This is a genomic window from Mucilaginibacter antarcticus, from assembly GCF_042686155.1.
GTDB classification, from domain to species: Bacteria; Bacteroidota; Bacteroidia; order Sphingobacteriales; family Sphingobacteriaceae; genus Mucilaginibacter; species Mucilaginibacter antarcticus.
Map to the genome: position 1 here is coordinate 103004 of NZ_JBHUON010000009.1, position 25519 is coordinate 128522.

Consider the following 25519-nt stretch of genomic DNA (forward strand, 5'->3'; position numbering starts at 1 on the left):
TTATAGCACTTTTTAAAAGAATGAATTATACAAAAAACTCTTTTTTTCTATTTATTGCTTTATGTTTTTGCTTATCATTAACCTCGGCAATGGCCCAAACCGCGCCACCAGTAACGGTAAAATCTGAAGAGGTTAGTGACGGGCAACTTCATGAAATGGCGCAAAAGGCCCGGGAGTCAGGAATGTCCGATGAGCAGGTTAAGCAACAGGCCTTAAAAAAAGGCATGTCTCCAAACGAAGTCAATAAGCTGCAGGATCGAATGAATGTTATAAAGAATCAAAGTAACAAAGAGACTGAGTCAATTAAGAAAGATAAAAATGGCCGCGAAATAGCAGGAGATAATGAAAAGCAAGATGATCCGGAAAACGGCGATAAAAATTCCTCTGGTGGCGGTGGTAAAGGTGGTATAGGTTCGAATATATTTGGTTATGAATTGTTTAATAATAATAACTTAACTTTTGAACCTAATTTACGAATTCCAACCCCACGAAATTACAGATTAGGGCCTGACGATCAATTAATTATAAATGTTTACGGTAACTCTCAAGTCGACTGGCGATTAAATATAAGTCCGGATGGAAATATTCAAATACCGGGGATCGGGTTAGTAAATGTTATAGGTAAAACCATAGAGCAAGCTACCTCCCTTATTGAATCTAAACTGAAAGCTAATAGATATGCTATTGGCAACGGAACAAATGTATCAGTGAGTTTAGGCAACATACGTAGTATTAAAATTATTATTGTTGGTGAAGTAAATAGACCGGGAACATATACATTGTCTTCTCTATCTACCGTGTTTAACGCACTTTATGCATCTGGTGGTCCTAATATAAATGGATCCTTCAGAGAAATAGAGGTTATTAGGAACAATATGATAGTGCGAAAGTTAGATGTTTATGACTTTTTGTTGCAAGCCGATCAAAAGGATAATATAAAATTAGAGGATGGTGATATAGTACGAGTTCCAACCTATAAAGTCCATGTTTCTGTTGATGGAGAGGTTAAAAGGAAGCAAATTTTTGAAGTGTTGCCTGGCGAGACCTTAAATGATGTTATTAAATTTGCAGGGGGGTTTTCTGATGAAGCTTACACCGCGACTATTAAGGCTACTCAGCTAACCGCTCAGGATCTTAAGATTGTCGATATAAAAAAGCCTGATTTCGGTAACTATGTGCCTCTCAGAGGGGATAAATACTTTATTGACAGGATATTAAACAGCTACCAAAATCGAGTAAGTATTTATGGTGCTGTCGTACGTCCCGGGCAATTTGAGCTTGACAATGGGTTAACACTTACTGGCCTTATCAATAAAGCTGCCGGACTTAAACCGGACGTTTTTTCGTCACGTGGTTTCATCAGCCGTTTTAAGAATGACAATACATCAGAGTTGTTGTCTTTTGATATCAAAGAAATAATTGCAAAGAAAAGTCCAGATATTATACTAAAAAGAGAGGATCTTGTAACAATAGTATCCATATTCGACCTTCGGGATAAATACACGGTTACTATTTCAGGAGAAGTTCGCAACCCGGGAGAATTTATATATGCGAGCGATATGAAGGTAGGTGACCTTATAGTAAACGCAGGAGGGTTAACTGAGGGCGCAAGTAACAAAAGGATTTCTGTGTCAAGGAGGGTAAATGATAGTGATCCGTCATTATCCAATAGCAGGGTAGCAGAGGTTTTTAGCTTAAACGTTGGCTCAAATTTTAAAGACGGTGAGTCAAACTTCGTTTTAATGCCATATGACATTGTTTCTGTGTATGCTTTGCCTGGATATGAAAAGCAAAAAATAGTCAAGGTTGAAGGAGAAGTAATCTATCCGGGATATTATACCATTCAGAAAAAGAATGAAAAAATATCAGATATAGTTTCTAGAGCTGGTGGGCTAACCGCGTCAGCCGACGTTGACGGTAGTAATCTTAAACGTGATAATGCCGCTGTGTTAGGGGTAGATAGAACTAAAAGTAGCATTGATACTAATAGTTTATTACAAGAGCGTTCTGATAGATTAAAGAGATTGCAATTGACATACAACGATTCGTCTCTACAACAGGAGTCGCAAATAAGAAACAATTTTGTAGGTATTAATTTGAAGGAAATATTAAAACAACCCGGTGTTGGTGAAGACCTTATTTTAGAAGATGGAGACGTGTTACGAGTACCCAAAAGCCAACAAACTGTACGGGTCAATGGTCAGGTTCTCTTTCCGAGTGTCGTTGTTTATAGTAATGGTAAAAGTTTTAAGGAATACGTTTTAAATGCTGGCGGTTTTTCTGCACAAGCCTTGAAAAGGGGCGCTTATATCGTTCACTCAAATGGTACGGTCCAAAGCACATCCAAATTTTTATTTTTCAGGTTTCATCCCAAGGTAAAACCAGGCAGTGAAATATTTGTGCCTAAAAAACAAGATCCAAAAGGTAATATAACACAAGAAATTTTAGGATATACCACAGGTTTTGTCTCGTTAGGCGCCATTATTTTGGGGATTTTAAGTTTAAAACGATAGAAAATTCATGGCAGAAGTAAATAAACCTGTTGATACCACTTTTGATAATATTTCACTCAAAGATATAATCCAGAAATTTGCAAGTTGGTTTCGTTTTATTCTATCAAAATGGATAGTAATATTGGTAATAAGTTGTATTGGGGGGGCTATTGGGTTAGCTTACGCGTGGTTTAAAAAGCCTTTATACGTAGCAACAGCTACTTTTGTGTTGGATGACGGGGATGGAAATTCGTCATTAAGCCAGTATTCTGGATTAGCATCAATCATCGGAATGAATACTGGAGGAAGTGGCAATCTTTTTCAAGGAGAAAATATAATGGAATTATATAAATCCAGAATGATGATTAAAACTGCTCTTTATGAAAAGGTAGCTATAGCCGGAAAAATTGATTTATTAATTAATAGATATATTAAAGTAAAGAAGTTAAAAGAACTTTGGGAGGAAGAGAAATCTGAGGCTAGATTTTTGGAGTTTAACGAGCAAACAATTGACGATACCACCAGATTACGAAATTCGGTATTAAATGGAATTATAGGGGATATTAGGGCTAATTTTTTGGTAATCGAAAAACTTGAAAAAAGTCAAAGCATTTTAAAGGTTGTCGTTAAATCACCCGATGAGATGTTTTCTAAGCATTTTAACGATAAAATTGTTTATACAGTAAACGACTTTTATGTAAAAACCAAAACAAAGAAGGCGATGCAGGATCTGAGTATTTTGCAACATCAGTTAGATTCTGTACGCGTTAAACTAAACGGAGCCATTACTGATGTCGCAGCATCTACTGATAACAACCCAAATCCAAATCCCTATTTGCAGATTTTGAAAGTTCCAAGTCAAAAGCGTCAAATAGATGCTCAGACAAATGCCGCTATTCTTACTCAGTTAAATCAAAACGTAGAAATAGCTAAAGCTTCAATGAGACGAGAAATGCCACTTATACAAATCGTTGACGCACCCTTTTTTCCGTTAGAAACCATTTCCTTTGGAAAAAGCAAAGGATTTTTAGGTGGTTTTTTTGGTTTTGCGTTTATCGCAGTTGCTTTTTTTACAGTAAGAGGTGTCTTCAGAAAAATTATGTCTTAATATGGTTACCTGCTCTTTAAAATTAGTAGAAATTAAGCGTGAAACGGATGACTCCATTACATTATGTTTTAAACAACCTGCGTTAAAAAAAATTAAATATCTGGCAGGTCAATACATAACATTGATTTTTAAAATTAATGGTCGCAGATACTGTCGTCCTTATTCATTTTCTTCGGCGCCGGGAATTGATGAACTGTTAGAAATCACAGTAAAACGAGTATTAAACGGCGTTGTATCAAATCATATCCACGATAGTGTAAAAGTAGGAGATACCATTATTGCAATGCCACCTATGGGCGATTTTGTTTATAATGATAGTACGCCTGTAAAACACGTTTATCTGTGGGGTGTCGGAAGCGGGGTAACCCCCTTAGTTTCTATAGCAAAGTTTTTGTTATATACTGTAAAGGACGTAAATGTGACGTTGATCTATGGAAACAAAAATTTTGAAACCACAATTTTTTTGGAACAAATAAATTCTTTTGAAGAAGAATTTAAAAGCAAATTTACTTGTTACCATTTTCATACCAAATCTTTTATTTCTGATAGGTATCCAAACTTAATTGAAGGTAGAATAAGTAGTAACAAAGTCCAAGAAATTATTCGGAAGACAAGTACTGATGATTCTGTACATTACATATGTGGGCCGGCTGGTTTGAAAGAGTCAGTAAGCTCGACGTTAATCAAACATGGAATTTCTGACGGCGCTATATTTTCAGAAGATTTTGAATTGGTTAAAGATCCTAAAGATTTTGTAGACATTATCACTCAAGACGTTTCGATCATTTTCGAAGGAACCGAATACACTATAGAAATTGCTAAAGGTAAAAGTATTTTAGAAGCGGCGTTAGATGCCAATATTGAACTTCCTTATTCATGTCAGGTGGGTAATTGTAGCTCATGTATTGGCCAACTGCTTCATGGGGATTTAAAAACCATAGGGGTTGAGCACCGAAGTGAGCTTTTAAGTGACGAATATCTTTTGTGCTGCAGTTACCCAATGACAAAAAATATAAAAATAAAAATTTAATCTAGAAGTATGAAAGTTGTTTTATTAGCAGGAGGTTTAGGTACCCGCTTATCGGAAGAAACTGTTTTGAAGCCTAAACCAATGGTTGAAATTGGTGGTATGCCAATTTTATGGCATATAATGAAGATTTATTCTGCTCATGGATTTAATGACTTTGTTGTATGCCTTGGTTACAAAGGATACATTGTTAAAGAGTATTTTGCAAATTATTTCCTGCATAAATCTGACGTGACTATCGATTTATCGACCAACTCAATAAGTGTTCATGATTCGCAAGCTGAGCCCTGGAAAATCACTTTAGTAGACACTGGAAATGAATCAATGACAGGGGGGAGAATAAAAAGAATAAAAAATCATATCGATAACGAACCCTTTATGCTAACATACGGCGACGGCGTTAGCGATGTTGACTTAACAGAATTGTTAAAATTCCACAAGTCGCATGGTAAATTATGTACTGTTACGTCGGTTCAGCCTTCCGGAAGATTTGGTGCATTAAATATCACTGAAAACCAATCTGTAGACTCTTTTCTGGAAAAACCGCGTGGAGATGGCTCATGGATAAATGGTGGTTTTTTTGTATGTCAGCCAGAGGTTTTAAACTTTATTGAAAATGATTCAACTGTTTTTGAAAAAGAGCCAATGGAGCAATTAGCGGCAACTGGCCAAATGAAAGCTTTCAATCATACAGGATTTTGGAAACCAATGGACACGCTGAGAGACAAACATGAGTTAGAGGAAAGCTGGTTGAATAACAAAGCGGCTTGGAAAAACTGGTAATATGCTACAAAATTTATCTGCATACAAAGGAAAAAAGGTTTTTTTAACTGGTCATACCGGTTTTAAAGGAAGCTGGTTGCTAAAAATTTTGAATATTTTAGGCGCGGATGTAAAAGGTTATGCACTTGCGCCCAAAACAGAGGATGATATCTACAATTTAATTGACGGTGAAAATATTTGTACTTCTGTTATAGCAGATTTACGTGACAGGGAAAAATTATTGCAAGAGATAGCGGATTTTCGACCAGATTTCATTTTTCACCTAGCAGCCCAGCCATTAGTTAGGTTATCTTATGAGATACCTGCGGAAACCTTTGACATAAATGTAATGGGTACTGCCAATGTATTAGACGCGGTGAGACTGTTAGATAAGCAATGTACTGTTGTCCTAATCACCACAGACAAAGTTTATCAAAACAATGAATGGGTCTTTCCTTACCGCGAAAATGACAGGTTAGGTGGGTACGACCCCTATAGTGCTTCAAAAGCCTGCGCCGAACTATTAATCAATTCCTATAAATTGTCTTTTTTTAATCACAAGGATTACGATAGTCATAAAAAGGCGATTGCAGTAGCAAGAGCCGGAAATGTTATTGGTGGAGGGGATTGGTCACAAGATCGTCTAATTCCGGATATCATCAAAGCTCTTGTAAGTAAAGAATCTATTATTGTAAGAAATCCGGCGTCGGTTAGGCCTTGGCAACATGTATTGGAACCGGTTGTTGGTTATTTAATCCTGGGGTTGAAATTAAAAGACGATTTTAAAAAATACGGTACTGCTTACAATTTTGGCCCTAATGCTACAGACACATTGTCAGTTGGTAACTTGGTTGATTTAGCAATAGATGTCTGGGGTGAGGGCACCGTAACACAATTTGTAGGCAACAATCAACCCCATGAGGCTGGTTTACTCAAGCTTGATATTACCAAGGCTGGAACGGAACTAAATTGGCATCCAAAAATGAATGCTGAGAAAGCAGTAAACAGTACAATAAATTGGTATAAAGAATATTATACTAACAAGCAAAATATTGTTGAATACACTACTAAGCAAATTCTTGATTTTTTAAATCTTAATTAAGATTATGGTTATTATCGACACTAAATTTACTGACCTTTTATGTATCGACTTCAAATCCTTTACTGATATTCGTGGAGAATTTGTAAAAACTATCCATAAAGAAACATTTGAACAAAATAAGTTGGATTGGAATTTTACAGAAAGCTTTTTTTCCAAATCCTTTAAAAACGTTTTACGCGGAATGCATTTTCAATATTCGCCGGCAGATCATAATAAATTGGTATATGTTGTGAGTGGCAAAATACTGGACGTGGTGGTTGATTTGAGAAAGGAATCAAAAACATATGGTGAGTTTTATTCAGTCGAGCTTTCAGATGAGAATCGTAAGGGTATATACATAGGCAAAGGTTTTGCGCATGGTTTTTTAACTTTACAGGATAACTCTATAGTAGAGTATCATACATCAACTTCGCAAGACAGACAAGCCGAAGGCGGGATAAAATGGGATAGTTTTGGCTTTGAATGGCCGGTAGATAACCCAATTATGTCTGAAAGAGATAGTAGTTTTGAAGCTTTTAATTTAGATAAAACATACTTTTAATGAAAATTTTGGTAATTGGAGCGTCTGGATTGGTAGGGTCTCATTGCCTTTCTTTGTTTAAAAACAAAGGTTTTGAAGCAAGGGGAACTTACTTGAACTATAATTTAGCAGGTACGTCATTTTTTGATCCCACTCGATGTTTTTCTGAGATAAAACTTAATGATGTAGTTTTTGAACCCGACGTCATTGTGCACTGCGGCGCCCTAACTAATGTTGATTATTGTGAAACTCATGTCGCTGAGAGTTATTTGTCAACAGTTACATCAACCAAACATATAGTCGAATACAGTAAAAAAAATGCGGTAAAACTGATTTATTTATCAACCGATTATATTTTTGATGGAAAAAAGGGTCCATATGCAGAAGATGATGTATCTAACCCTTTAAATATATACGGCAAACATAAACTAGAAGCGGAAGATTCGGTAAAGCAGCTAGATGATTTTTTAATTGCGCGTATTACTAATGTTTACGGAGAAGAAGATAGAAATAAAAATTTCTTAGCCAGATTACTTATTAGTTTAGCCACCAACGAAGAAAAAACGATTGATTTGCCAACAGATCAGTTTGCCACTCCAATATATGCCGGAGACATTGCTAAGATGCTTTGGCACTTAATTGCTGATGGTAAAAACGGCATATATAATTTAGCTTCTACAGATTATTTAAGTAGATACCAGTTTGGTTGTAGAGTCAAATTCCATTTTAAAGAAAATAAGAATTTGATCCTTAATCCTATATCCACTAGCTTAATAAATCAAAGTGCAACAAGACCTTTAACGGGCGGGCTATCAAACGTTAAATTTAGTACAGAATATCCTCACTTTTTGTTTACTTCAATAGATAATTACATAAAAAAATGAATTTTAGAAACATTGACGAAAATCTTAAAACCCTACTGATAGGTGCTAGTCAGCAAAACATCAATAAAACTATTACCCCCGGTAAAGATTACATACCTGTAACTGGGAAAATATTAAACGAAGAAGATATTTTAAATGGTGTTGATGCAGCATTAGACGGGTGGTTAACAGCTGGACGATTTGCTAATGATTTTGAAAGTAAATTTGCCGCTTACATGGGCTCATTTAGAGCGTTGCTTGTAAATTCAGGGTCGTCAGCAAATTTGGTTGCTTTTTACACTTTAACTTCGCCCAAACTTGGTGATAGAGCGATAAAACAAGGCGATGAGGTTATTACGGTTGCCGCGGGTTTCCCAACAACAATCAACCCATTAATTCAATTTGGTGCAGTACCTGTTTTTGTAGATGTTGATATAGCAACACACAATGTTTTAGCGGAAAGAATTGAATCTGCTGTTTCTGAAAAAACTAAAGCCATCATGATAGCGCATACGCTGGGTAATCCTTTTAATTTAGAGGAAGTTATGCGAGTTGCCAAAAAATACAACTTATGGGTTGTAGAAGATGATTGTGATTCATTAGGAGCAACGTACTCTGGGCAGAAAACTGGAACATTTGGCGATATTTCGACATTCTCTTTTTACCCTGCTCACCATATCACCATGGGCGAAGGTGGTGCTGTGGTAATAAATAATCCTCAACTATCTAAAATAGCAGAAAGTTTCAGAGACTGGGGTAGGGATTGTTACTGCGAGCCAGGAAAAGACAATACTTGCGGGTGTAGGTTTGACCAACAATTAGGTACGCTTCCTTTTGGTTACGACCATAAATATACCTATTCCCACATCGGTTTTAATTTGAAGGTTACTGATATGCAAGCCGCATTTGGTGTTTCTCAAATCAACAGAATTGATGAGTTTGTAGAAAAAAGAAGGCAAAATTATAAAGCACTTTATGAAAGGATGAAAGAGTTTGAAGAAATATTTATTCTTCCAGAACCAACTCCTAATAGTGAGCCATCATGGTTTGGATTTTTAATGACACTGAGGGAGGGCGATTCTTCTGACAGACATATGCTTGTTCAACACCTCGAAGACAGTAAAATTGGTACCAGATTGCTATTTGGTGGTAATTTGTTACGTCAGCCTGCCTATGCAAATATAAATCATAGAGTCGTTGGCGATTTGAAAAACACTGACACTATAATGAATCAATCTTTTTGGTTAGGAGTATGGCCGGGTCTCCAAAATAATCATTATGATTATATTTATGACGTTATAAAAAATTACATTAGTTAATTATAATAATATGGACGATAATACTATTGTAATTGAAAAAGACAGCATTCGAAGTAATTACTGGGCAGACTTATGGCGATATCGGGAGCTGTTTTACATTTTGGCTTGGAGGGATATTTCAGTAAAATATAAGCAAACCATATTTGGCGTGTTATGGGCAGTTTTGCGGCCTTTTTTAACGATGATAATTTTTACGGTAATATTTAGCCGTGTGGCAAAATTGCCCTCAGACGGCAATTACCCATATGCCCTAATGGTTTTTGCCGGTATGCTGCCATGGACTTTGTTTTCTACTGCATTAGCAGAGGCGTCTGGTAGTTTGGTGGCAAATACTAACCTTATAACAAAGGTTTATTTTCCGCGCTTAATAGTGCCCTCTGCCGCAGTTATAACATCCTTCATCGACTTTTTAATAAGTTTTGTGTTGATGATCGGAATGATGATATACTACAGATTTGTACCAGATTGGCAAATAGTATTACTGCCCGTATTTATGTTTATTGCCTTTATTGGCAGCTTAGGTCCAGGCTTATGGATAACTGGGTTAAACGTTAAGTATCGCGACTTTAGATACATCATACCTTTTGTGGTACAGTTTGGTTTATACGTATCGCCCGTTGGCTTTAGCAGTTCAATTGTACCCTCTAAATGGCGTCTACTGTATAGTTTAAACCCGGTAGTTGGCATAATTGATGGCTTTAGGTGGTGTGTATTAGGTAGCAAATCATACATATACTGGCCAGGATTTGCAGTGAGTATGGTGGTAATAGTTCTTTTTTTGTGGTTAGGATTAAGCAGTTTCAGAAAGATGGAACGCAGCTTTGCAGATTTAATTTAATATGGCTGAAACAATAATTAAAGTTGAACACTTAGGAAAAAGCTACAAAATAGGGCATAAGGATAAACCGGCTAGTTACGATACAATTAGAGATTTAGCTTCCCGAAGCGTAAAGAATTTCGCAAAAAAAGCAAAAGGTGTTTTTAGTGGTAACGATCTGGTTTTTGGCGATAATATTGAAGAATTTTGGGCTTTAACAGATCTAAACTTTGAAATTAAGCAAGGAGATACTGTTGGAATTATAGGCCGAAATGGTGCCGGAAAGAGCACTTTTTTGAAAATTCTAAGTCGCATTACTGAACCCACTAAAGGTAGAGTTACGGTTAAGGGTAGAGTAGCTAGTTTGATGGAAGTTGGCACTGGCTTTCATCCCGAATTATCAGGCAGAGACAACATTTTTTTAAACGGAGCGATACTTGGAATGACCCGCGCAGAGATCAAGCTAAAGTTTGACGAAATAGTTGATTTTTCTGGTGTCGAGAAATTTTTGGATACGCCTGTAAAGAGATATTCTTCTGGTATGTACGTGAGGTTGGCTTTTGCGGTTGCAGCTCATTTAGATTCAGAAATACTAGTCGTGGATGAAGTTTTAGCTGTAGGCGATGCTGAGTTCCAAAAAAAGTGCTTGGGGAAAATGGACGACATTAGTAAAGGCCAGGGACGAACTGTTTTATTTGTAAGCCATAGCATTGAATCCATCCGTAAGATTTGTCGTACCGGTATTTTGTTAGAGAACGGAAGGTCAATCATACATTCTGATATAGAGAGTACAATTAATAAATATTTTATTCAGAGCGAATCTAACAAGGCATTGTCAAACTTTGCAATGTCGGGGCCCTTAAAGGATGTCTTTAAGGTTGAAAAAATATTTCTGAACGATGAAATTTTTAAAAATGTAGTGGTACCTGTAAATCCGGACCAAGACATTAACATCAAAGTTCAAATCAGTAACAATTCCGACGATCAGCTATTAAGATTGGCATTGGCGATAGACCGTGATAATGTCCGCGTTATGACCTTTCATGACAATGATATTCCGCAAAAAGTGGAAAAAGGTATAATCACCAGAGAATTTAAGATACCAAGATTTTTGCTGCGCCCGGGTCTGTATTATATTTCATTGGGGGGCGTTGATGGGTATCCTGCTAGTTATTTTAACGCAGAGCAGGTCGCTGTAATTAGTGTTAACGACGAATGGACCGTTGGATACGAAGAAATTCACGCCGGTATTATAAATTCAAGTTATTTCAAATAATGAAAAAAACAGAAAATTTTTTTGTTATTAGTAATTACAATACAGATCCCTCTTATCTATTAGATTATTGTAAGGATTATATTGTTTATGATCAGTCTGATAAAAACACTTTTGATGTTAGTAAAACTTCGTTAAAATTTCAAATTACACAACATACAGGGCATAACATTACAGACTATTTTAAATTTTTTATAGATAATTACGACAATTTACCTGAAACTATAGCCTTAATAAAAGGAAATATTATTGGACGCCACTTATCAAAGGCATATTTTGAGAAAACATATCTCAATCAATATTACACCTTCCTTTATAATGATGAAGATATCAAGGCAACTGGTAAAAAGGACGTTTATTTTCTTGCATCTGAAAGCGAGTTTTTGGAGATTAATAACTCATGGTATGTTGCACATCATCCTCATAAATATTTTGGCAGCTTTAATCAGTTGCTGAACTTTATTTATCAAAAACCTGTAGTTCCAGAATATTGTCTATTCGCACCTGGTGCTTGTTACATTATTTCTAAACATCAGGTTTTAAAACATACTAAAGAATTTTACATTAATTTGAATAAGATTTTGGGCTACACATTAGACCCCAAATTTCCGTCTGAAGCACATCAAATAGAAAGGATGCTTCATACTATTTACACTTGCAACTATGAAGTTCATGCTTATATGAATAATGAGCAGCTATTCGATTTGGAACTAGATAAAAAAGTAAGTGAAAAAGGTGAAGTGCTTCCTAAAAACATTATTTTAAGAAAAATAAAAAAGCTAGTACAAAAAAAATAATGTTTTTAACAGTAGGTATACCAACTTATGAGATGCATCCTTATGGAGCTGAGTTCGTAGATTTTTCATTAGATATTTTATCAAGGCAATCTTTCAAAGATTTCGAAGTACTGGTATCTGACCATTCTAAAGATGATTCTATACAAAATGCAGTGTCGAGGTGGAAAGGGATTTTAAATATTAATTATTTAAAAAAAGAATATAAAATCGACAATCCGTCATCGAATCTTAATAATATTTTTCAAAACGCAAGAGGTGAGTATATCAAGATAATATTTCAGGACGATTTTTTGTTTGATAACCAATCACTTGAGAAAACGGTTGAAAAAATTAAATCAACAGATTTTCCTGCTTGGTTAGTATCGCCGTCAGAGCATTCAGAGGATGGGCATACCATGATCCGCCCGTTTTATCCGCATTACAATAATGACATACATATCGGCAACAATACAATAAGTTCTCCAAGTGTTCTAGCAATAAAAAATGATGCAAATAAAGTATACTTCAATGAAAACTTTAAATGGTTGATGGATTGTATATATTATAAAGATTGCTTTACGAAATTTGGCAACCCGGTTATTATTGATGATATAACAGTAGTAAATCGTTGGTGGGGCAACCAGCTAACCAATCAATTAGGAGATAAAGCGCGAAACGACGAGGTGATAATGGCAATAAAATTATATGATAGCCCCTCTAGATTAATAAGCTACAAATTAGGAAATTTATACAAAAAACTACGTAAGAAAATAAAAAATGCTATCACTTCCTAACGTCACTTTGGTTGCCATGGCATCTAAAGACATACGGGCGACCGCCAAAGCGCTCCATTACAGCTCTAAAGACATAGAATTTGGGGATGTATTGTTAATATCTCATAGTAAACCATTTTTCTTAAACAAGAAAATTCGATTTGAGTATACTTCCAAAACTAAAAGTATTGATGAATGGTCTTATAAAATAGTTTATGATTTAAATACTTATATAAACACCGATTATATAATGCTAATCCATTCTGACGGTTTTGTTGTAAATCCTGGCATGTGGCAAGATGATTTTTTAAATTATGATTACATAGGTTCGCCGTGGCCATTACCAGCCGATGATTACTCATATCGCGATAGTTTTGGAAACATTGTTAGAGTTGGTAATAGTGTTTCTTTAAGAAGCAAACGTTTGCTGGAGTTGCCATCTAAAATAAATATGCCGTGGGAACCTTTTCATGGTTTTTATAACGAAGATGGATTTATATGCGCAAAAAATAAGCATATATTTGAGCAGCATGGTATAAAGTATGCACCAATAGATGTAGCAAAATATTTTGCTCACGAAAATATGATTCCTGAAGTAAAGGGCATTAAGCCTTTTGCGTTTCATAGGTACGAAGGAACAAACGCACAATACCCCCGCTTTAAATAATGTTATGATATACGATTGTTTCCCTTTTTTTAACGAGCTGGATATACTTGAATTACGACTCAATATATTAGACAAATATGTTGACCGTTTTGTTATCAGTGAATCAGCACTTACTTTTTCAGGGCAGGCTAAGCCGCTGTATTTTGACGAGAATAAGCATTTATTTGAAAAATTCAAGCATAAGATCATCCACAACATTGTACCCAACGGGGCCCCTGATATAGATGCTTTTGAAAGAGATGTATATCAAAAAAATAGCGTAAAAACTGGTTTAAGTAATTGCAATGACGATGACATTATAATTTTTAGCGACTTGGATGAAATACCCAACCCTGATAAATTAAAAGGTATTTTTGACAATATAAAGCCCGATAGAGTTTACCATTTAGCGCAACGAAATTTCTATTTTTATTTAAATTATGAAGAAATTTCAGGGAAGTTGTTATCATATAGTGGAGAATTTGACAATGTGAGAAATAAAAAATGGCTAGGTAGTAAAATATGTAGTTACAAACTCGTTAAAAATATTCCTATTGGCGAGTTGCGTTGGCCGCAAATGAAGGATATAGGTATAAGAGTAGAGGACGGCGGATGGCATTTTACCTATATGGGTGGTAGTAAAGACGACGATGTGGTGTCAAAAATCGAGTACAAAATAAAATCAGCTGCTCATCAAGAATTTAATAACAGCAAGGTTTTAAATAATATTAGCAAAAAGCTGTCTGGTAAAAAGGATATTTTTGGAAGAAAAGCCACCTTTAAAATTGTTAATATAGATGAGTCTTTTCCCGCCTTTTTGTTAGACAATAAAGATTCTTTTTCACATTTAATATTAAAAGATAGTGGTTGGAACAGAATTTTTTCATGGCCAAGGTTTTGGTAACCAATTATTTTGCTACATATCATCGAGATGTATTGCTGCAGACTTGAAGTATCAATTCGGCACAATAGGTCAGACCTTATTCGGCGCGCCGCGGTGGAATGACAAGGGTGTATATTTTATGGATATTTATTTGGGGTCTGATTGTAAGAAAGAGGATTTTGAATATGTATATAACGAGGTTGATACCCGATATTTTAATGATAGCTGTAAACACGATAAAGTAATAGGTTGCAATGTAAGCTTATATGATCATGGGATATTAGAAATAAAGGACAGCACAATTGTTTTAGGTAATTTGCAATCTGAAAAATATTTTGGTCATCATAAAATAGAGATTAAGGATTGGCTTAAAATAAAGCCGGAATATGATTCTTACGAGTTTTATCAAGATAATTTGTGTGTGATTAATTTTCGAGGGGGTGAATATACCGGATTAAAGGAGCTTTTTTTGGATAAGGTTTATTGGACGCATGGCATGAAAAACATGAAAAAGATAAATCCTAATATGGAATTTGTTGTCATCACTGATGATTTGCTTACAGCAAAAAGAATGCTTCCGGGCATACCTGCCTATCATTTTGATTTGGCTAAAGATTATGTGTCCATTAAGAATGCCAAGTACTTGTTATTATCAAATTCATCTTTTGCTTTTTTTCCGGCCTGGACAAGTGACACTGTTGAATTTATTATTGCCCCCAAGTATTGGGCTAGGCACAATGTCTCCACTGGATATTGGGCTACGGGACAAAATATTTATCAAAACTGGCACTATCAGGACAAAAAAGGTTTACTATATACTTCAGACGAGTGTGCAAAAGAATTGGACGATGTTATAGAAAGTAATAGTATATTATACAATACCGGCAAATAATGGTAATAGTTAAATTAAAGGGAGGGCTGGGCAATCAGATGTTTCAGTATGCCACGGCCTACGCACTAGCTAAATCAATTAAATCCTCGGTATATATTGATAAAAGTTTCCTTGAAAAAAGAGGTCAAACAAATAGTTATACTTTGCGTAATTATGAATTGGGTAAATTGAGTTTAACTACACCAAGGTTTGTCAATCGTTATAAATTGATGCTGCTAAAACTAAAATCAAAACTAAATACTTATTTACCATCTAAGTTAAAGTTCTCCGTTACATTCCAAACTTATACAGACCAAGAATTTGAAAAGCTTTCCACCTTAAGATATCCTCAAAAAGGGCTTATATATTTAGATGGGTATTTTCAAACAGAAGATTTTATCATAACGCAAAGAGATGAGCTGTTGTCGCAATTTAATGTACGGCAAAAATTAGATTCCGTAAACAGTAAACTTATAGATAATATTATAAAAGAAAATTCGGTGTCAATACATATTCGAAGAGGAGATTATGTTACAAACACAGAAGCTGGCGCATTTCATGGCGTGTGTTCTTTAGCTTATTATAAGTCGGCTATTGAAATTATAGTTAATACTATCGAAGCTCCGTCTTTTTATTTTTTCTCTGATGATTTGGAATGGGTAAAAAAAGAGATCAATGTGCCTGGACGTTATAAAACTACTTATGTCGACAATAATCAAAATGAGAATCAGTTTGATTTACTTTTAATGTCTAAATGTAAACACAATATAATTGCTAATAGTTCCTTCAGCTGGTGGGGTGCTTGGCTAAATCAAAACAGTACAAAAACTGTCATTGCTCCTGGAAAATGGTTTGCGATGAAAAATGAACTTGACAGCAATATTATACCAAGTTACTGGATAGCAATAAACTAAAAATTAAGTGAAAACAAAGCATATATTAGTTTTAGGCGGCAATGGATTTATAGGTGTTAACTTAGTAAATCGATTGATTCAAAATCGGGATACCGTAGTTATTGTATTTGGCTTAGGCGTAGGAGATAATAAATCTGTAAAATATGTTCAGGGTGATTTTAACAGTCAACAAGCCCTTGAAAACGTCTTTACGACTTATTCAATAGATACTGTTGTTCATCTTATATCATCAACGTCACCAGCCGATCCGGATGGGTTAGGTATGATTCATGACATTAATTCAAATTTAACAACCACTATACAATTGCTAAATTTGATGAAGAAATATCAAGTTAGGAATTTGGTATTTGCTTCATCTGGCGGTACAGTTTATGGGGTTGATAAAAATGCGGATCCCGAGGTTAGCTTTACCCATTCTGAAAACGACTTTAACAACCCTATAAGCTCTCACGGAATTGTAAAATTGACTATCGAAAAGTACATATACCTGTATAGCTATCACTTCGGTATCAAATTTTTAATCTTAAGGATATCTAACCCCTTTGGAGAGAATCATTTTTCATTGTCCCATGGTTTGATAAATGTTGCTTTGAAAAATATTATCAATGGCGAAAAAATTGAAGTCTGGGGTGATGGGAGCGTAGTGCGGGATTATATTTACATTAAAGATTGTGTTGATATTATTTTAAATCTACTTGATAGAAACATCGTTAATCAAATTATTAACGTAGGCTCTGGGCAGGGATATTCAATTTCAGAGGTGCTAAATGTAATAAAGCAGGTAACGGGCGGGTTCGATATAAGCTATTATCCATCAAGAAAATTTGATGTTCCTAAAATAGTTTTAGATATTACCAAGCTTCAATCTTTAATTCCTTTTACACCAACAAATATTCTTCAAGGCGTTAAAAACACCTATGAATGGACAGTTGATCAAATGAAAAAAATATCATGAAAGTAACGGTTTTGATGCCGGTATATAACGGTGGTGAGTGCTTAAAGCAAGCTATCGAAAGTATCTTGTCACAATCTTTTACTGATTACGAACTTTTAATAATTAATGATGCATCTATAGATGACTCTGAAAAAGTTATCAAAAGCTTTATTGATCCAAGGATACGTTACCTGAAAAATGATGGAAACAAGGGTTTGGTTGAAACACTAAATCTTGGCTTGAGAGAAGCTACCGGACAATATATCGCCAGGATGGACCAAGATGACATTTGTCATAACGACAGGTTAAAACTGCAGGTAAAGTTTCTTGATTCACACGCCGAAATTGGTGTTTGCGGAACTGGCGCACATATGTTTGGCGACCGAAATTTTAACATGTTTGTTTTTGAGTCTTCAAAAGAAATAGCCATCCAATTAATATTTAACAGCCCTTTAATACATCCGACAGTCATGTTGAGAAAAGAGCTGCTTGACAAGAATAATTTAAGATATGATCCTTTATTTTCTCACGCAGAAGACTTTGCTTTTTGGGCCGAATTATCAAAGTGGACACAAATTTATAATATACCCCAGGTTCTGATTAATTACCGTTGGCATCAAACAAACTACAGCACCACTAAATTTGAAGAGCAAAGAGTAGTATCTAACAGTATAAGGATAAAGTATATCACAGATTCATTTGGGATCAATATTTCTGAGGCTGAGATAGGAATACATAAAAAGATATGTGAGTTAGATATTTTTAAGGAAAACGAAATCACTGAAGCATATAATTGGTTGATCAAACTTGTCAATGTCAATAACGGCAGCAATAAGTTTGACGAAAAATTGTTTAGCTGGTTTATTTCTTTTTACTGGGAAGAAATATTGGTCAATAGTTACAGCACTTTTCAAAGTTTTAAAATTTATAACAGCAACTTGGCGATAAACAGTATTGGAAGAAATCCATTTAGATATTACAAAAAGTTGTCTAAAAGCTATATTAAGAAACTATTAAAAAGATGACACAGGCACTTGTTTCTATAATAATTCCGACGTTTAATTACGCACACGTATTACCGGATGCAATAGATTGCCTATTGATTCAAACTTACACAAATTGGGAAGCCATTATCGTTGACGATGGCTCAATTGACAATACGGCAGAAGTTGTAACTCGTTACGCGGCGAAAGATACTCGGATCAAATTTTTCTATAAAGCTAATGGTGGGTTGTCCAGCGCAAGAAATTTCGGCTTAAATAAGTGTAGTGGAGATTATATTCAATTTTTGGACGCAGACGATCTCATCTCGCCCCAAAAAATTCAGTTGCAAATTGAGTATTTGACAATGCATACAGAGGTTGGAGTATCTTATACTAATGCAGATTATTTTGTTCATGGAGCATATGATGTTAAGTATAAAGATATCTTTAAAGGGCAAGCTAACTGGATACTGAATTTGAACTGCAAAAAATTTGAGCTACTTAATAAACTAATAGATAAAAATATAATGCCGGTAAGCTCTGCGCTGATTAAAAAATCAGTAATGACTGCCGAGAATGTGTTTGCTGAAGATTTAAAATCTTTAGAAGATTGGAACTTTTGGTTAGATTTGGCATTCAACAACGTGCAATTTTCGTATTTGGCTAATGACGACGCTTACACGTCAATCCGAATCCATAAAATTAGTATGTCTCAAAATAGAAGTAAAATGCTTCAATATGATCTGATTGTGAGACATACTATTGCTCAAAAATTAACTAGAGCAGCGGTTAGCAATGATGAGTTAAATGCTTTGAAAGCCTTGAATTTAAAAAATATAGCTGCTCTTTCTATCTATAATGGACAGTTTCGAACGGGTATAATTCAATATGTAAATTTGCCCAATTTTAAAATTGTTGGGTTGGCTAAAGAACTGTTAAGATATATCAAATATCGTTATATTGGCACTTTATAACTGAATATTAAAAAAATTACTTAAAGGTCAAATATTCCTAATAGTACAATTACCACCCAGATTATGATCAATGATTTTAGCAATGATTTATGCATTGTTATTGTAATTTATAATAGTAACATTGAAGATTCAACAACATTTAAATCTTTAGCTTCAGCCCTAGAATTTGCGTCATTACATTCTGTTAAGATGGTAATTTATGATAATAGCGCTGATAGCCAAACAATCAATCAGCAAAATTATCCGGAATATGATATTACGTACATTCATGACGCAACCAATCCTGGGGTTAGCAAAGCTTACAACGTAGCTGCTAGGATAGGGACTGATTTGAGAAAAAAATGGCTGTTATTAACCGATCAGGACACCACATTCCCACTAAATACCTTTACTGCCTATGCCGATGCTACTATTGAGTATGCCGACCAGGTAATGTTTGTGCCGATACTAAATTCCCTATCCGGAATTTACTCACCCTGCTTATATCACTTCAACCGCGGCAGCGCCTGGCCAGATCCCCAACCAGGATTGTATTCTTTTAAAAACAAATCAATGTTAAATAGCGGTATTTTAATAAAGATAAATGCCTTTAATTCAATAAACGGCTATGACGAAAAGGTGAAGCTTTATTTTAGCGATTTTAATTTTGTAGATAGATTGAAAATTAAATATGACAAATTTGTAGTTATAAATCTAATATGTCATCACAGCCTGTCAGATTTGATAACTACCGATGTAGAGCCTTCATTAAGACGTTTTAAATATTATTGTGAAGGTGCTTTCTTTAGTGCTATCACCTACAAGGCTGCTATATGGTTGTTCTTTACAGTTTTATTAAGGGCTATAAAGTTGTCTTTTAGGTATAAAGATTTTCGGTTTGTAAAAACTTTTATGACCACTTACCTAACTTCCTGATGGTAAAAGTTGTCGTCAACTTCCTTTTCAAATTGCTTGTTTTTATAATAATTATAGATCCGGCAGATTTGCTATTTCATTTAAAAACCCCTGTATTTTTAGCTGTAGTTTTTGTTTGGCTAATTTCAAAATTATGGAGTAAAATATACGTCGTCAATGATGTTTATTTTTTGATTTTAGTGTTTCTTATAATACCCCTGATTAGTATAGCGTCGGGGCTAATCCAAAATAATTTAACCGATATCGGTTTTGCAATTGGTTTTTTTAAATCAGCAATATTTATTGGGTTATTAATCATAATTTATGATATGAATATCCCTATTCAAAAATATCTCATACGTTACTCGATACTAATTTCTGTAATCACTATTTCAATTTACCTCATTTTTTTAAACAAACCGCAACTCTTTGGTGCTATTTATAGGTTTGTGTTAGATAAAAATATTGCAATTTTTAGTATACGTAATTACTATGGACTTACTGTTTTTATGCTGTTTTACAAAACGGCTCCTCTTTTAGTGTTCGCGTTGGCCCATTACTGTCAAAAATTCATCAATGACAAAAATAGGATGACCTCGCTGGTATTGGCTTTTGTGTTTTTATTTACGCTGTTGCTTTCAGGAACCCGGGCAAACATTGTTACTGCCAGTTGCCTATTTATTTATTTTGTGTTAAAATACTATTACAGAAAGCCTAACAAAATTGGATTTAGCGTTACGATATTAATAATTGTTTGCTCCCTGTTTCTCTTTATTCAATCTTTGTCATTTGGTCAACAAGATAAATCGTCTGAGATTAAGTCAGGTCATTTTAATTCATACATAAAGTTATTTAACGAAAATCCTCAATATTTGATATGGGGCGAAGGTTTAGGGAGTAAATTTTATTCTACTGGGTTAAATTCATTAATAAGCCAAACAGAGCTAACTTACCTAGATCTTATCAGATTTTTTGGCATTCCGCTATTCCTGCTATTTTTATTTATTATAATATACCCGGCTATTTATCTGTATGTCAGCAAAAAAATAAATGCCGAAAACGAACATGCTGTAGTTGCTTATTTTGGCTATTTATTTATAGCCGGAACAAACCCATTGTTAATCAGTTCAACAGGTATGTTGGTAATATTAGTTATGTATTCATTGATCAAAAAACAAACAAAGTATGACGAAGGTATCTGTTTGCCTTGCTAGTTATAACGGAGAGAAATATATTGTTGAGCAACTCAAGTCTATATTGTCCCAGCTTAATAGTAATGCCGAACTGATCATTTCAGATGATGGCTCAAGTGATGAAACCCTGAATTTAGTAAACTCATTCCAAGATGATCGTATAAAGGTTTACCAAAACGTTTCTAAGAATTTAATAAAAAACTTTGAAAACGCTATAAGAAAGGCCACGGGCGATGTGATTTTTTTGTCTGATCAGGACGATATTTGGGTGGCAGATAAGGTGGTAAAAATGATGGCATTTATTGATCAGGGATATGACATTGTGGTCTCCGATTGTAAGATAATCAATTCGGAGTATGAGACTGTTGTGCCATCATATTTTAGAGCTATAGACTCAAGAAAGGGCTTTTTTAGGAATTTGATAAAAAGAAATAGTTATATGGGGTGTTGCATGGCTTTTAAAACGAAGGTCCGGGCGGTCGCATTACCTTTCCCTGATCTAATACCTATGCATGACCTATGGATAGGTATGGTTGGTGAAGTTTTTTTTAGTCAATATTTTTTGCAAGAGCCTTTAGTATTATACAGACAACATGCAAATAATGCATCAGATACATCGTCTGGCGTAAGTAAGTATTCTTTATATGAAAAAATAAAATTTAGATTGCTAATTTTGTATTGTTTAGCTGGGCGGTGTGTGAAGAATATTTTCGTCAACGTATCTTAATATCTTTAAAAAACTTTTACAACATAAACAAATAACATGAATTTAAATAGGGCCAATTTAGCAGATATAATATTAGAAAAGCTATCCTTAAGGAATGACTTGAAAGGCGAATTTTCGTTAAAGGGACGCATAAACTCTTGTTATATTGACGATGTATTTCCGGAAGAAATCGCATTAGAAATTTACAACGCGTTTCCATCTCCGGAAGAAATGGCTGTTCATAAATCATTAAGAGAAAATAAACGTATTGCCGCTCAAATGGATTTATATAATCCATTGTTAGAAGAAATTGTGTTTGCTTTTCAAGATAAGCGTGTTGTAAAAATAGTTGAAGAAATTACTGGTATTGAGCAAATGACACCAGACGAGCATTTGTATGCAGGCGGAATTAGTTTGATGGCAAATGGTAATTTTTTGAACCCGCATTTAGACAATTCCCATGACAATGATCGGGAAAATTATCGTGTCCTGAATTTGTTGTACTATGTCACTCCCGATTGGGATGTGAAAAATGGGGGTAATCTAGAATTATGGGATAAGGGGACCAAAAACCCTCAAAGGGTTATTCATTCAAAATTTAACAGATTAGTTTTAATGATCACCAATAAATCGTCTTACCACTCTGTTAGTAAAGTAGTTTCCGAGGGTAAAAGATGCTGCGTGTCCAACTATTATTTTTCAAAAAAACCTGCAGAAAATGAGGAATATTTTCACGTAACGTCATTTTACGGAAGGCCCGAAGAGCCAATTAAAAACCTGATTTTAAAAGCGGATTCTACATTGCGCAATTTGATAAGAAAGGTAACCAAGAAAAGAGTTGTAGAAACTAAACACATTTACAAAAAAGATAAAAAGTGAAAGTAATAACTGCTTGTATAGTGCTGTATGAAAATAATGTTGAAGTTTTAAATAAAGCTATTTCAAGTGTTTTAAAAACCAAGAGCGATTTAAAGCTTTTTATTGTAGATAATTCAAAAACTGATGATTTGAGGTATGCTATGCCGGTTGGTAACATTGAGTATATACATAACCCATCTAATCCTGGTTTTGGTGCTTCACATAATATAGCCATCAATAAAGCAATTGAATTAGGTTCAAATTGCCATTTTGTAGTAAACCCTGATATATATTTTGACCATGATGTAATTACACCTATGGTAAACTATATGCAAAGCCATGATGATATAGGCATGATAATGCCTCAAATATTATATCCGGATAATTCGTTACAAAATCTTCCTAAACTACTACCTAACCCTCTGTGGCTATTACGCCGAAAAATAAAATTTCCTTATAATTGTTATAAGAAGTTTGTATCAAAGTACGAACTGCATGAAGTGCCACCAGGTTTAATTTATAATAGCCCGCTTATTTCGGGGTGCTTTTCTTTATTAAATTTGAAAGTCATAAAGGAAGTTGGCGGTTATGACGATAGATATTTTATGTATTTTGAAGACTTTGATTTGTCAAGAAGAATACACGAAAAGTACAGGACAATTTATTATCCATTAGTATCAGTATATCACGGTTATGAAGGTGGTGCAAATAAAAATTTTAAATTATTTAAGATATTTGTACAATCTGCAATCAGTTATTTTAGCAAATGGGGGTGGTTAGATAGGGAAAGAATAAAAATCAACAATAGGGCTTTATCTCAGTTCCAGTAATGAAAGCACTAATTTCAGGCGCATCTGGTTTTGTAGGTCAAAATCTATTAAAAACTTTAGCCAATAAAGTAACTTTTGAAATTTTAAACCGGCAAGGTTTAAATGGTATCAATCCTTCAACTGAAATCGACGCAGACGTCTTTATACATTTGGCGGGCAAAGCTCATGATCTTCTGGAAGTTTCTAATTCAGACGAATACTACCAGGTTAATTTCGAGCTTACAAAAAATCTTTATGATTGTTTTTTAAGATCTAATGCACGGCAGTTTATCTTTGTTAGTTCAGTTAAAGCAGCTGCAGACCACATAGATTATACTTTAACAGAAGAAGTTATACCTAACCCTCAGACGCACTATGGAAAATCGAAGTTGCTTGCGGAACAATATATTCAAAATCAATCTTTGCCCGTTGGCAAGTCTTACTATATATTGCGCCCTTGCATGATACATGGGCCTGGTAATAAAGGTAATTTGAACTTATTATACAATTTTGTGATTAAGGGAGTTCCATACCCATTGGCGGCCTTTGAAAACAAACGATCGTTTTTGAGTGTCAAAAATTTTTGCTTTATCATTTCGTCGATAATTGATAGAGATAATTTGCCTGGAGGCGTTTATCAGGTAGCTGATGATGAAGCTTTATCTACCAATCAGGTAGTTTCGATCTTAGCATCTTCACTAAGTAAAACACCCAGATTTTGGTATGTACCACGCAAAATAGTAACTATTTTAGCAACGGTGGGCGATTATCTAAAACTACCAATTACTACAGAAAGGCTTAAAAAACTTACAGAGAATTATGTAGTAAGTAATCAAAAAATAAAGTGGGCGCTTGATACCCAGTTGCCGCTAAACTCAATTGAAGGCTTACAATTAACAGCTAAGTCTTTTAATCAGATAACATGATATAGAACTGTAAACTTTAAGTTCTAATTTGACTAATTGGCATTACCATGTACATATATATTATCATCTTTTTTATATTATTAGTAACCGAATTGCTTTATTTTATAATAGCAGATAAATATGATATTATAGACCAGCCTAACCATCGTAGTTCACATAATACGGTAACTATAAGAGGGGGCGGAATTATTTTCTCCATTGCTTTACTGATAGCAAATTTTTGCTGGGGGGGGCAATACTGGTATTTTTCACTGGGGCTTTTTTTAATCAGTTTGATAAGTTTTATAGATGACATTAGGTCAACCCCTAATGTCATCAGAATCGTAGTTCATTTATTGGCTGTAGGCCTTTTGTTTAATCAATTAGGCATGTACAGTCAGCCCATTTACCTAATTGCTATTGGTTTCTTTTTCGTTATTGGGTCAATAAATGCCATCAATTTCATGGACGGTATCAATGGAATTACCGGCGGATTTGGGTTATTGACCCTTTTAACACTTTATTACATAAATAGCTGTTTGGTACCTTATACAGACGCCAACTATTTAATAGTAGCTTGCATAGCTTTAGTGGTATTTAACTTTTTCAACTTCAGGGCAAAGGCTAAATGTTTTGCCGGAGATGTGGGCAGCGTTAGTTTAGCCTTTATAATGTTGTTTTTTTTATTACAACTAATTATTACAACAGGTAATTTAAATTATTTATTGTTGTTATTGATGTATGGGTTGGATACAGGAACAACCATTGTTTTTCGGACAATCAGACAAGAAAATGTACTCAAAGCTCATAGAAGTCATTTTTATCAATTTTTAGCGAACGAAAAAAAAGCACCACATTTGGTTGTCTCTAGTTTATACGTCTTGGTTCAGGGTTTGATAAATTTTATCATTATAAGATGGAACTTACAAACATTCAATAATCTGTTGTTATTTGCAGTTTTGAGCGCAGTGATATTTGTTTTGATCCGGATTTGGCTGGAAGGATTCAGGAAGCTCTTCTTAATAAAAACAGCGAAATAGCAATCGCGCCCGCAATATTTTTTACAGAATAAAACAATTACACCTTATATGTTATTATGTTAGTTTTTACTATATAA

The 25519-nt window shown here is 34.6% G+C and carries 26 protein-coding genes; all 26 read left to right on the forward strand.

Features of this window, described 5'->3' with window-relative positions; translation table 11 throughout:
- The first annotated feature begins 20 nt into the window (after positions 1–20).
- The 26 genes from ACFSYC_RS09560 to ACFSYC_RS09685 all read left to right on the forward strand — a co-directional run bounded on the left by ACFSYC_RS09560 (position 21) and on the right by ACFSYC_RS09685 (position 25442).
- Positions 21–2513, forward strand: a complete 2493-nt coding sequence (locus tag ACFSYC_RS09560) for an SLBB domain-containing protein (protein ID WP_377126308.1) — start codon at positions 21–23, stop codon at positions 2511–2513.
- Positions 2514–2520: 7 nt separating this feature from the next.
- Positions 2521–3600, forward strand: coding sequence for a lipopolysaccharide biosynthesis protein (locus ACFSYC_RS09565; RefSeq protein WP_377126311.1), 1080 nt, complete (start codon positions 2521–2523; stop codon positions 3598–3600).
- Entirely contained in the window at positions 3575–4630 is a 1056-nt protein-coding gene (locus ACFSYC_RS09570) for a flavin reductase family protein (protein ID WP_377126314.1), read from the forward strand. Before ACFSYC_RS09565 ends, ACFSYC_RS09570 begins: the two co-directional genes overlap by 26 nt.
- 9 nt (positions 4631–4639) lie before the next feature.
- Positions 4640–5410: a glucose-1-phosphate cytidylyltransferase gene (gene rfbF / locus ACFSYC_RS09575; RefSeq protein ID WP_377126317.1), complete on the forward strand. Its 771-nt coding sequence runs from the start codon at positions 4640–4642 to the stop codon at positions 5408–5410.
- Position 5411: 1 nt separating this feature from the next.
- Positions 5412–6491 carry a CDP-glucose 4,6-dehydratase gene (rfbG, locus tag ACFSYC_RS09580; RefSeq protein WP_377126320.1) on the forward strand — a complete coding sequence of 360 codons (1080 nt, stop codon included), beginning with the start codon at positions 5412–5414 and terminating at the stop codon, positions 6489–6491.
- A 4-nt stretch (positions 6492–6495) separates the two neighbouring features.
- Positions 6496–7032, forward strand: coding sequence for a dTDP-4-dehydrorhamnose 3,5-epimerase (gene rfbC / locus ACFSYC_RS09585; protein WP_377126323.1), 537 nt, complete (start codon positions 6496–6498; stop codon positions 7030–7032).
- Complete coding sequence (locus ACFSYC_RS09590) at positions 7032–7895, forward strand: SDR family oxidoreductase (RefSeq protein ID WP_377126326.1); 864 nt, start codon at positions 7032–7034, stop codon at positions 7893–7895. Before rfbC ends, ACFSYC_RS09590 begins: the two co-directional genes overlap by 1 nt.
- On the forward strand, positions 7892–9193 hold the full coding sequence (gene rfbH, locus ACFSYC_RS09595; protein ID WP_377126329.1) for a lipopolysaccharide biosynthesis protein RfbH: 1302 nt from the start codon (positions 7892–7894) through the stop codon (positions 9191–9193). Before ACFSYC_RS09590 ends, rfbH begins: the two co-directional genes overlap by 4 nt.
- 10 nt (positions 9194–9203) lie before the next feature.
- Positions 9204–10031: an ABC transporter permease gene (locus tag ACFSYC_RS09600; protein ID WP_377126332.1), complete on the forward strand. Its 828-nt coding sequence runs from the start codon at positions 9204–9206 to the stop codon at positions 10029–10031.
- A gap of 1 nt (position 10032) precedes the next feature.
- Positions 10033–11286: an ABC transporter ATP-binding protein gene (locus ACFSYC_RS09605; RefSeq protein WP_377126335.1), complete on the forward strand. Its 1254-nt coding sequence runs from the start codon at positions 10033–10035 to the stop codon at positions 11284–11286.
- Positions 11286–12080 carry a DUF3431 domain-containing protein gene (locus tag ACFSYC_RS09610; RefSeq protein ID WP_377126338.1) on the forward strand — a complete coding sequence of 265 codons (795 nt, stop codon included), beginning with the start codon at positions 11286–11288 and terminating at the stop codon, positions 12078–12080. Before ACFSYC_RS09605 ends, ACFSYC_RS09610 begins: the two co-directional genes overlap by 1 nt.
- Entirely contained in the window at positions 12080–12853 is a 774-nt protein-coding gene (locus tag ACFSYC_RS09615) for a glycosyltransferase family 2 protein (protein WP_377126341.1), read from the forward strand. Before ACFSYC_RS09610 ends, ACFSYC_RS09615 begins: the two co-directional genes overlap by 1 nt.
- 16 nt (positions 12854–12869) lie before the next feature.
- Positions 12870–13499 carry a DUF5672 family protein gene (locus tag ACFSYC_RS09620; protein ID WP_377126344.1) on the forward strand — a complete coding sequence of 210 codons (630 nt, stop codon included), beginning with the start codon at positions 12870–12872 and terminating at the stop codon, positions 13497–13499.
- 4 nt (positions 13500–13503) lie between these two features.
- Positions 13504–14382: a glycosyl transferase GT17 family protein gene (locus tag ACFSYC_RS09625; protein WP_377126347.1), complete on the forward strand. Its 879-nt coding sequence runs from the start codon at positions 13504–13506 to the stop codon at positions 14380–14382.
- Entirely contained in the window at positions 14342–15253 is a 912-nt protein-coding gene (locus ACFSYC_RS09630; protein WP_377126350.1) for a hypothetical protein, read from the forward strand. The genes ACFSYC_RS09625 and ACFSYC_RS09630 overlap by 41 nt, the downstream gene beginning before the upstream one ends.
- Complete coding sequence (locus tag ACFSYC_RS09635; RefSeq protein ID WP_377126353.1) at positions 15253–16146, forward strand: alpha-1,2-fucosyltransferase; 894 nt, start codon at positions 15253–15255, stop codon at positions 16144–16146. The genes ACFSYC_RS09630 and ACFSYC_RS09635 overlap by 1 nt, the downstream gene beginning before the upstream one ends.
- 7 nt (positions 16147–16153) lie before the next feature.
- Positions 16154–17101 (forward strand): NAD-dependent epimerase/dehydratase family protein, encoded by a 948-nt coding sequence (locus ACFSYC_RS09640; protein WP_377126356.1) that lies wholly within the window; start codon positions 16154–16156, stop codon positions 17099–17101.
- The gene (locus tag ACFSYC_RS09645) at positions 17098–18105 is read left to right on the forward strand and encodes a glycosyltransferase family 2 protein (RefSeq protein WP_377126359.1); all 1008 of its coding nucleotides are present in this window, start codon (positions 17098–17100) and stop codon (positions 18103–18105) included. Before ACFSYC_RS09640 ends, ACFSYC_RS09645 begins: the two co-directional genes overlap by 4 nt.
- The gene (locus ACFSYC_RS09650; RefSeq protein WP_377126362.1) at positions 18102–19037 is read left to right on the forward strand and encodes a glycosyltransferase family 2 protein; all 936 of its coding nucleotides are present in this window, start codon (positions 18102–18104) and stop codon (positions 19035–19037) included. The genes ACFSYC_RS09645 and ACFSYC_RS09650 overlap by 4 nt, the downstream gene beginning before the upstream one ends.
- 63 nt (positions 19038–19100) lie before the next feature.
- The gene (locus ACFSYC_RS09655; RefSeq protein WP_377126365.1) at positions 19101–19952 is read left to right on the forward strand and encodes a hypothetical protein; all 852 of its coding nucleotides are present in this window, start codon (positions 19101–19103) and stop codon (positions 19950–19952) included.
- On the forward strand, positions 19952–21145 hold the full coding sequence (locus ACFSYC_RS09660; protein ID WP_377126367.1) for an O-antigen polymerase: 1194 nt from the start codon (positions 19952–19954) through the stop codon (positions 21143–21145). The genes ACFSYC_RS09655 and ACFSYC_RS09660 overlap by 1 nt, the downstream gene beginning before the upstream one ends.
- On the forward strand, positions 21117–21851 hold the full coding sequence (locus tag ACFSYC_RS09665; RefSeq protein WP_377126370.1) for a glycosyltransferase family 2 protein: 735 nt from the start codon (positions 21117–21119) through the stop codon (positions 21849–21851). The genes ACFSYC_RS09660 and ACFSYC_RS09665 overlap by 29 nt, the downstream gene beginning before the upstream one ends.
- 36 nt (positions 21852–21887) lie before the next feature.
- Positions 21888–22709, forward strand: coding sequence for a 2OG-Fe(II) oxygenase (locus tag ACFSYC_RS09670; protein ID WP_377126373.1), 822 nt, complete (start codon positions 21888–21890; stop codon positions 22707–22709).
- Entirely contained in the window at positions 22706–23518 is an 813-nt protein-coding gene (locus tag ACFSYC_RS09675) for a glycosyltransferase (RefSeq protein WP_377126376.1), read from the forward strand. Before ACFSYC_RS09670 ends, ACFSYC_RS09675 begins: the two co-directional genes overlap by 4 nt.
- Positions 23518–24423 (forward strand): NAD-dependent epimerase/dehydratase family protein, encoded by a 906-nt coding sequence (locus ACFSYC_RS09680; RefSeq protein ID WP_377126379.1) that lies wholly within the window; start codon positions 23518–23520, stop codon positions 24421–24423. Before ACFSYC_RS09675 ends, ACFSYC_RS09680 begins: the two co-directional genes overlap by 1 nt.
- 47 nt (positions 24424–24470) lie before the next feature.
- Entirely contained in the window at positions 24471–25442 is a 972-nt protein-coding gene (locus ACFSYC_RS09685) for a UDP-GlcNAc--UDP-phosphate GlcNAc-1-phosphate transferase (RefSeq protein WP_377126382.1), read from the forward strand.
- The last annotated feature ends 77 nt before the right edge of the window (positions 25443–25519 follow it).

Coding starts and splice junctions, on each gene's coding strand:
- ACFSYC_RS09600 (WP_377126332.1), top strand. CDS start 9,204: ATGGACGATAATACTATTGTAATTGAAAAAGACAGCATTCGAAGTAAT.
- ACFSYC_RS09655 (WP_377126365.1), top strand. CDS start 19,101: ATGATCAATGATTTTAGCAATGATTTATGCATTGTTATTGTAATTTAT.
- ACFSYC_RS09685 (WP_377126382.1), top strand. CDS start 24,471: ATGTACATATATATTATCATCTTTTTTATATTATTAGTAACCGAATTG.
- ACFSYC_RS09590 (WP_377126326.1), top strand. CDS start 7,032: ATGAAAATTTTGGTAATTGGAGCGTCTGGATTGGTAGGGTCTCATTGC.
- rfbC (WP_377126323.1), top strand. CDS start 6,496: ATGGTTATTATCGACACTAAATTTACTGACCTTTTATGTATCGACTTC.
- rfbH (WP_377126329.1), top strand. CDS start 7,892: ATGAATTTTAGAAACATTGACGAAAATCTTAAAACCCTACTGATAGGT.
- ACFSYC_RS09645 (WP_377126359.1), top strand. CDS start 17,098: ATGAAAGTAACGGTTTTGATGCCGGTATATAACGGTGGTGAGTGCTTA.
- ACFSYC_RS09605 (WP_377126335.1), top strand. CDS start 10,033: ATGGCTGAAACAATAATTAAAGTTGAACACTTAGGAAAAAGCTACAAA.
- rfbF (WP_377126317.1), top strand. CDS start 4,640: ATGAAAGTTGTTTTATTAGCAGGAGGTTTAGGTACCCGCTTATCGGAA.
- rfbG (WP_377126320.1), top strand. CDS start 5,412: ATGCTACAAAATTTATCTGCATACAAAGGAAAAAAGGTTTTTTTAACT.
- ACFSYC_RS09665 (WP_377126370.1), top strand. CDS start 21,117: ATGACGAAGGTATCTGTTTGCCTTGCTAGTTATAACGGAGAGAAATAT.
- ACFSYC_RS09635 (WP_377126353.1), top strand. CDS start 15,253: ATGGTAATAGTTAAATTAAAGGGAGGGCTGGGCAATCAGATGTTTCAG.
- ACFSYC_RS09560 (WP_377126308.1), top strand. CDS start 21: ATGAATTATACAAAAAACTCTTTTTTTCTATTTATTGCTTTATGTTTT.
- ACFSYC_RS09615 (WP_377126341.1), top strand. CDS start 12,080: ATGTTTTTAACAGTAGGTATACCAACTTATGAGATGCATCCTTATGGA.
- ACFSYC_RS09625 (WP_377126347.1), top strand. CDS start 13,504: ATGATATACGATTGTTTCCCTTTTTTTAACGAGCTGGATATACTTGAA.
- ACFSYC_RS09565 (WP_377126311.1), top strand. CDS start 2,521: ATGGCAGAAGTAAATAAACCTGTTGATACCACTTTTGATAATATTTCA.
- ACFSYC_RS09610 (WP_377126338.1), top strand. CDS start 11,286: ATGAAAAAAACAGAAAATTTTTTTGTTATTAGTAATTACAATACAGAT.
- ACFSYC_RS09660 (WP_377126367.1), top strand. CDS start 19,952: ATGGTAAAAGTTGTCGTCAACTTCCTTTTCAAATTGCTTGTTTTTATA.
- ACFSYC_RS09620 (WP_377126344.1), top strand. CDS start 12,870: ATGGCATCTAAAGACATACGGGCGACCGCCAAAGCGCTCCATTACAGC.
- ACFSYC_RS09670 (WP_377126373.1), top strand. CDS start 21,888: ATGAATTTAAATAGGGCCAATTTAGCAGATATAATATTAGAAAAGCTA.
- ACFSYC_RS09680 (WP_377126379.1), top strand. CDS start 23,518: ATGAAAGCACTAATTTCAGGCGCATCTGGTTTTGTAGGTCAAAATCTA.
- ACFSYC_RS09650 (WP_377126362.1), top strand. CDS start 18,102: ATGACACAGGCACTTGTTTCTATAATAATTCCGACGTTTAATTACGCA.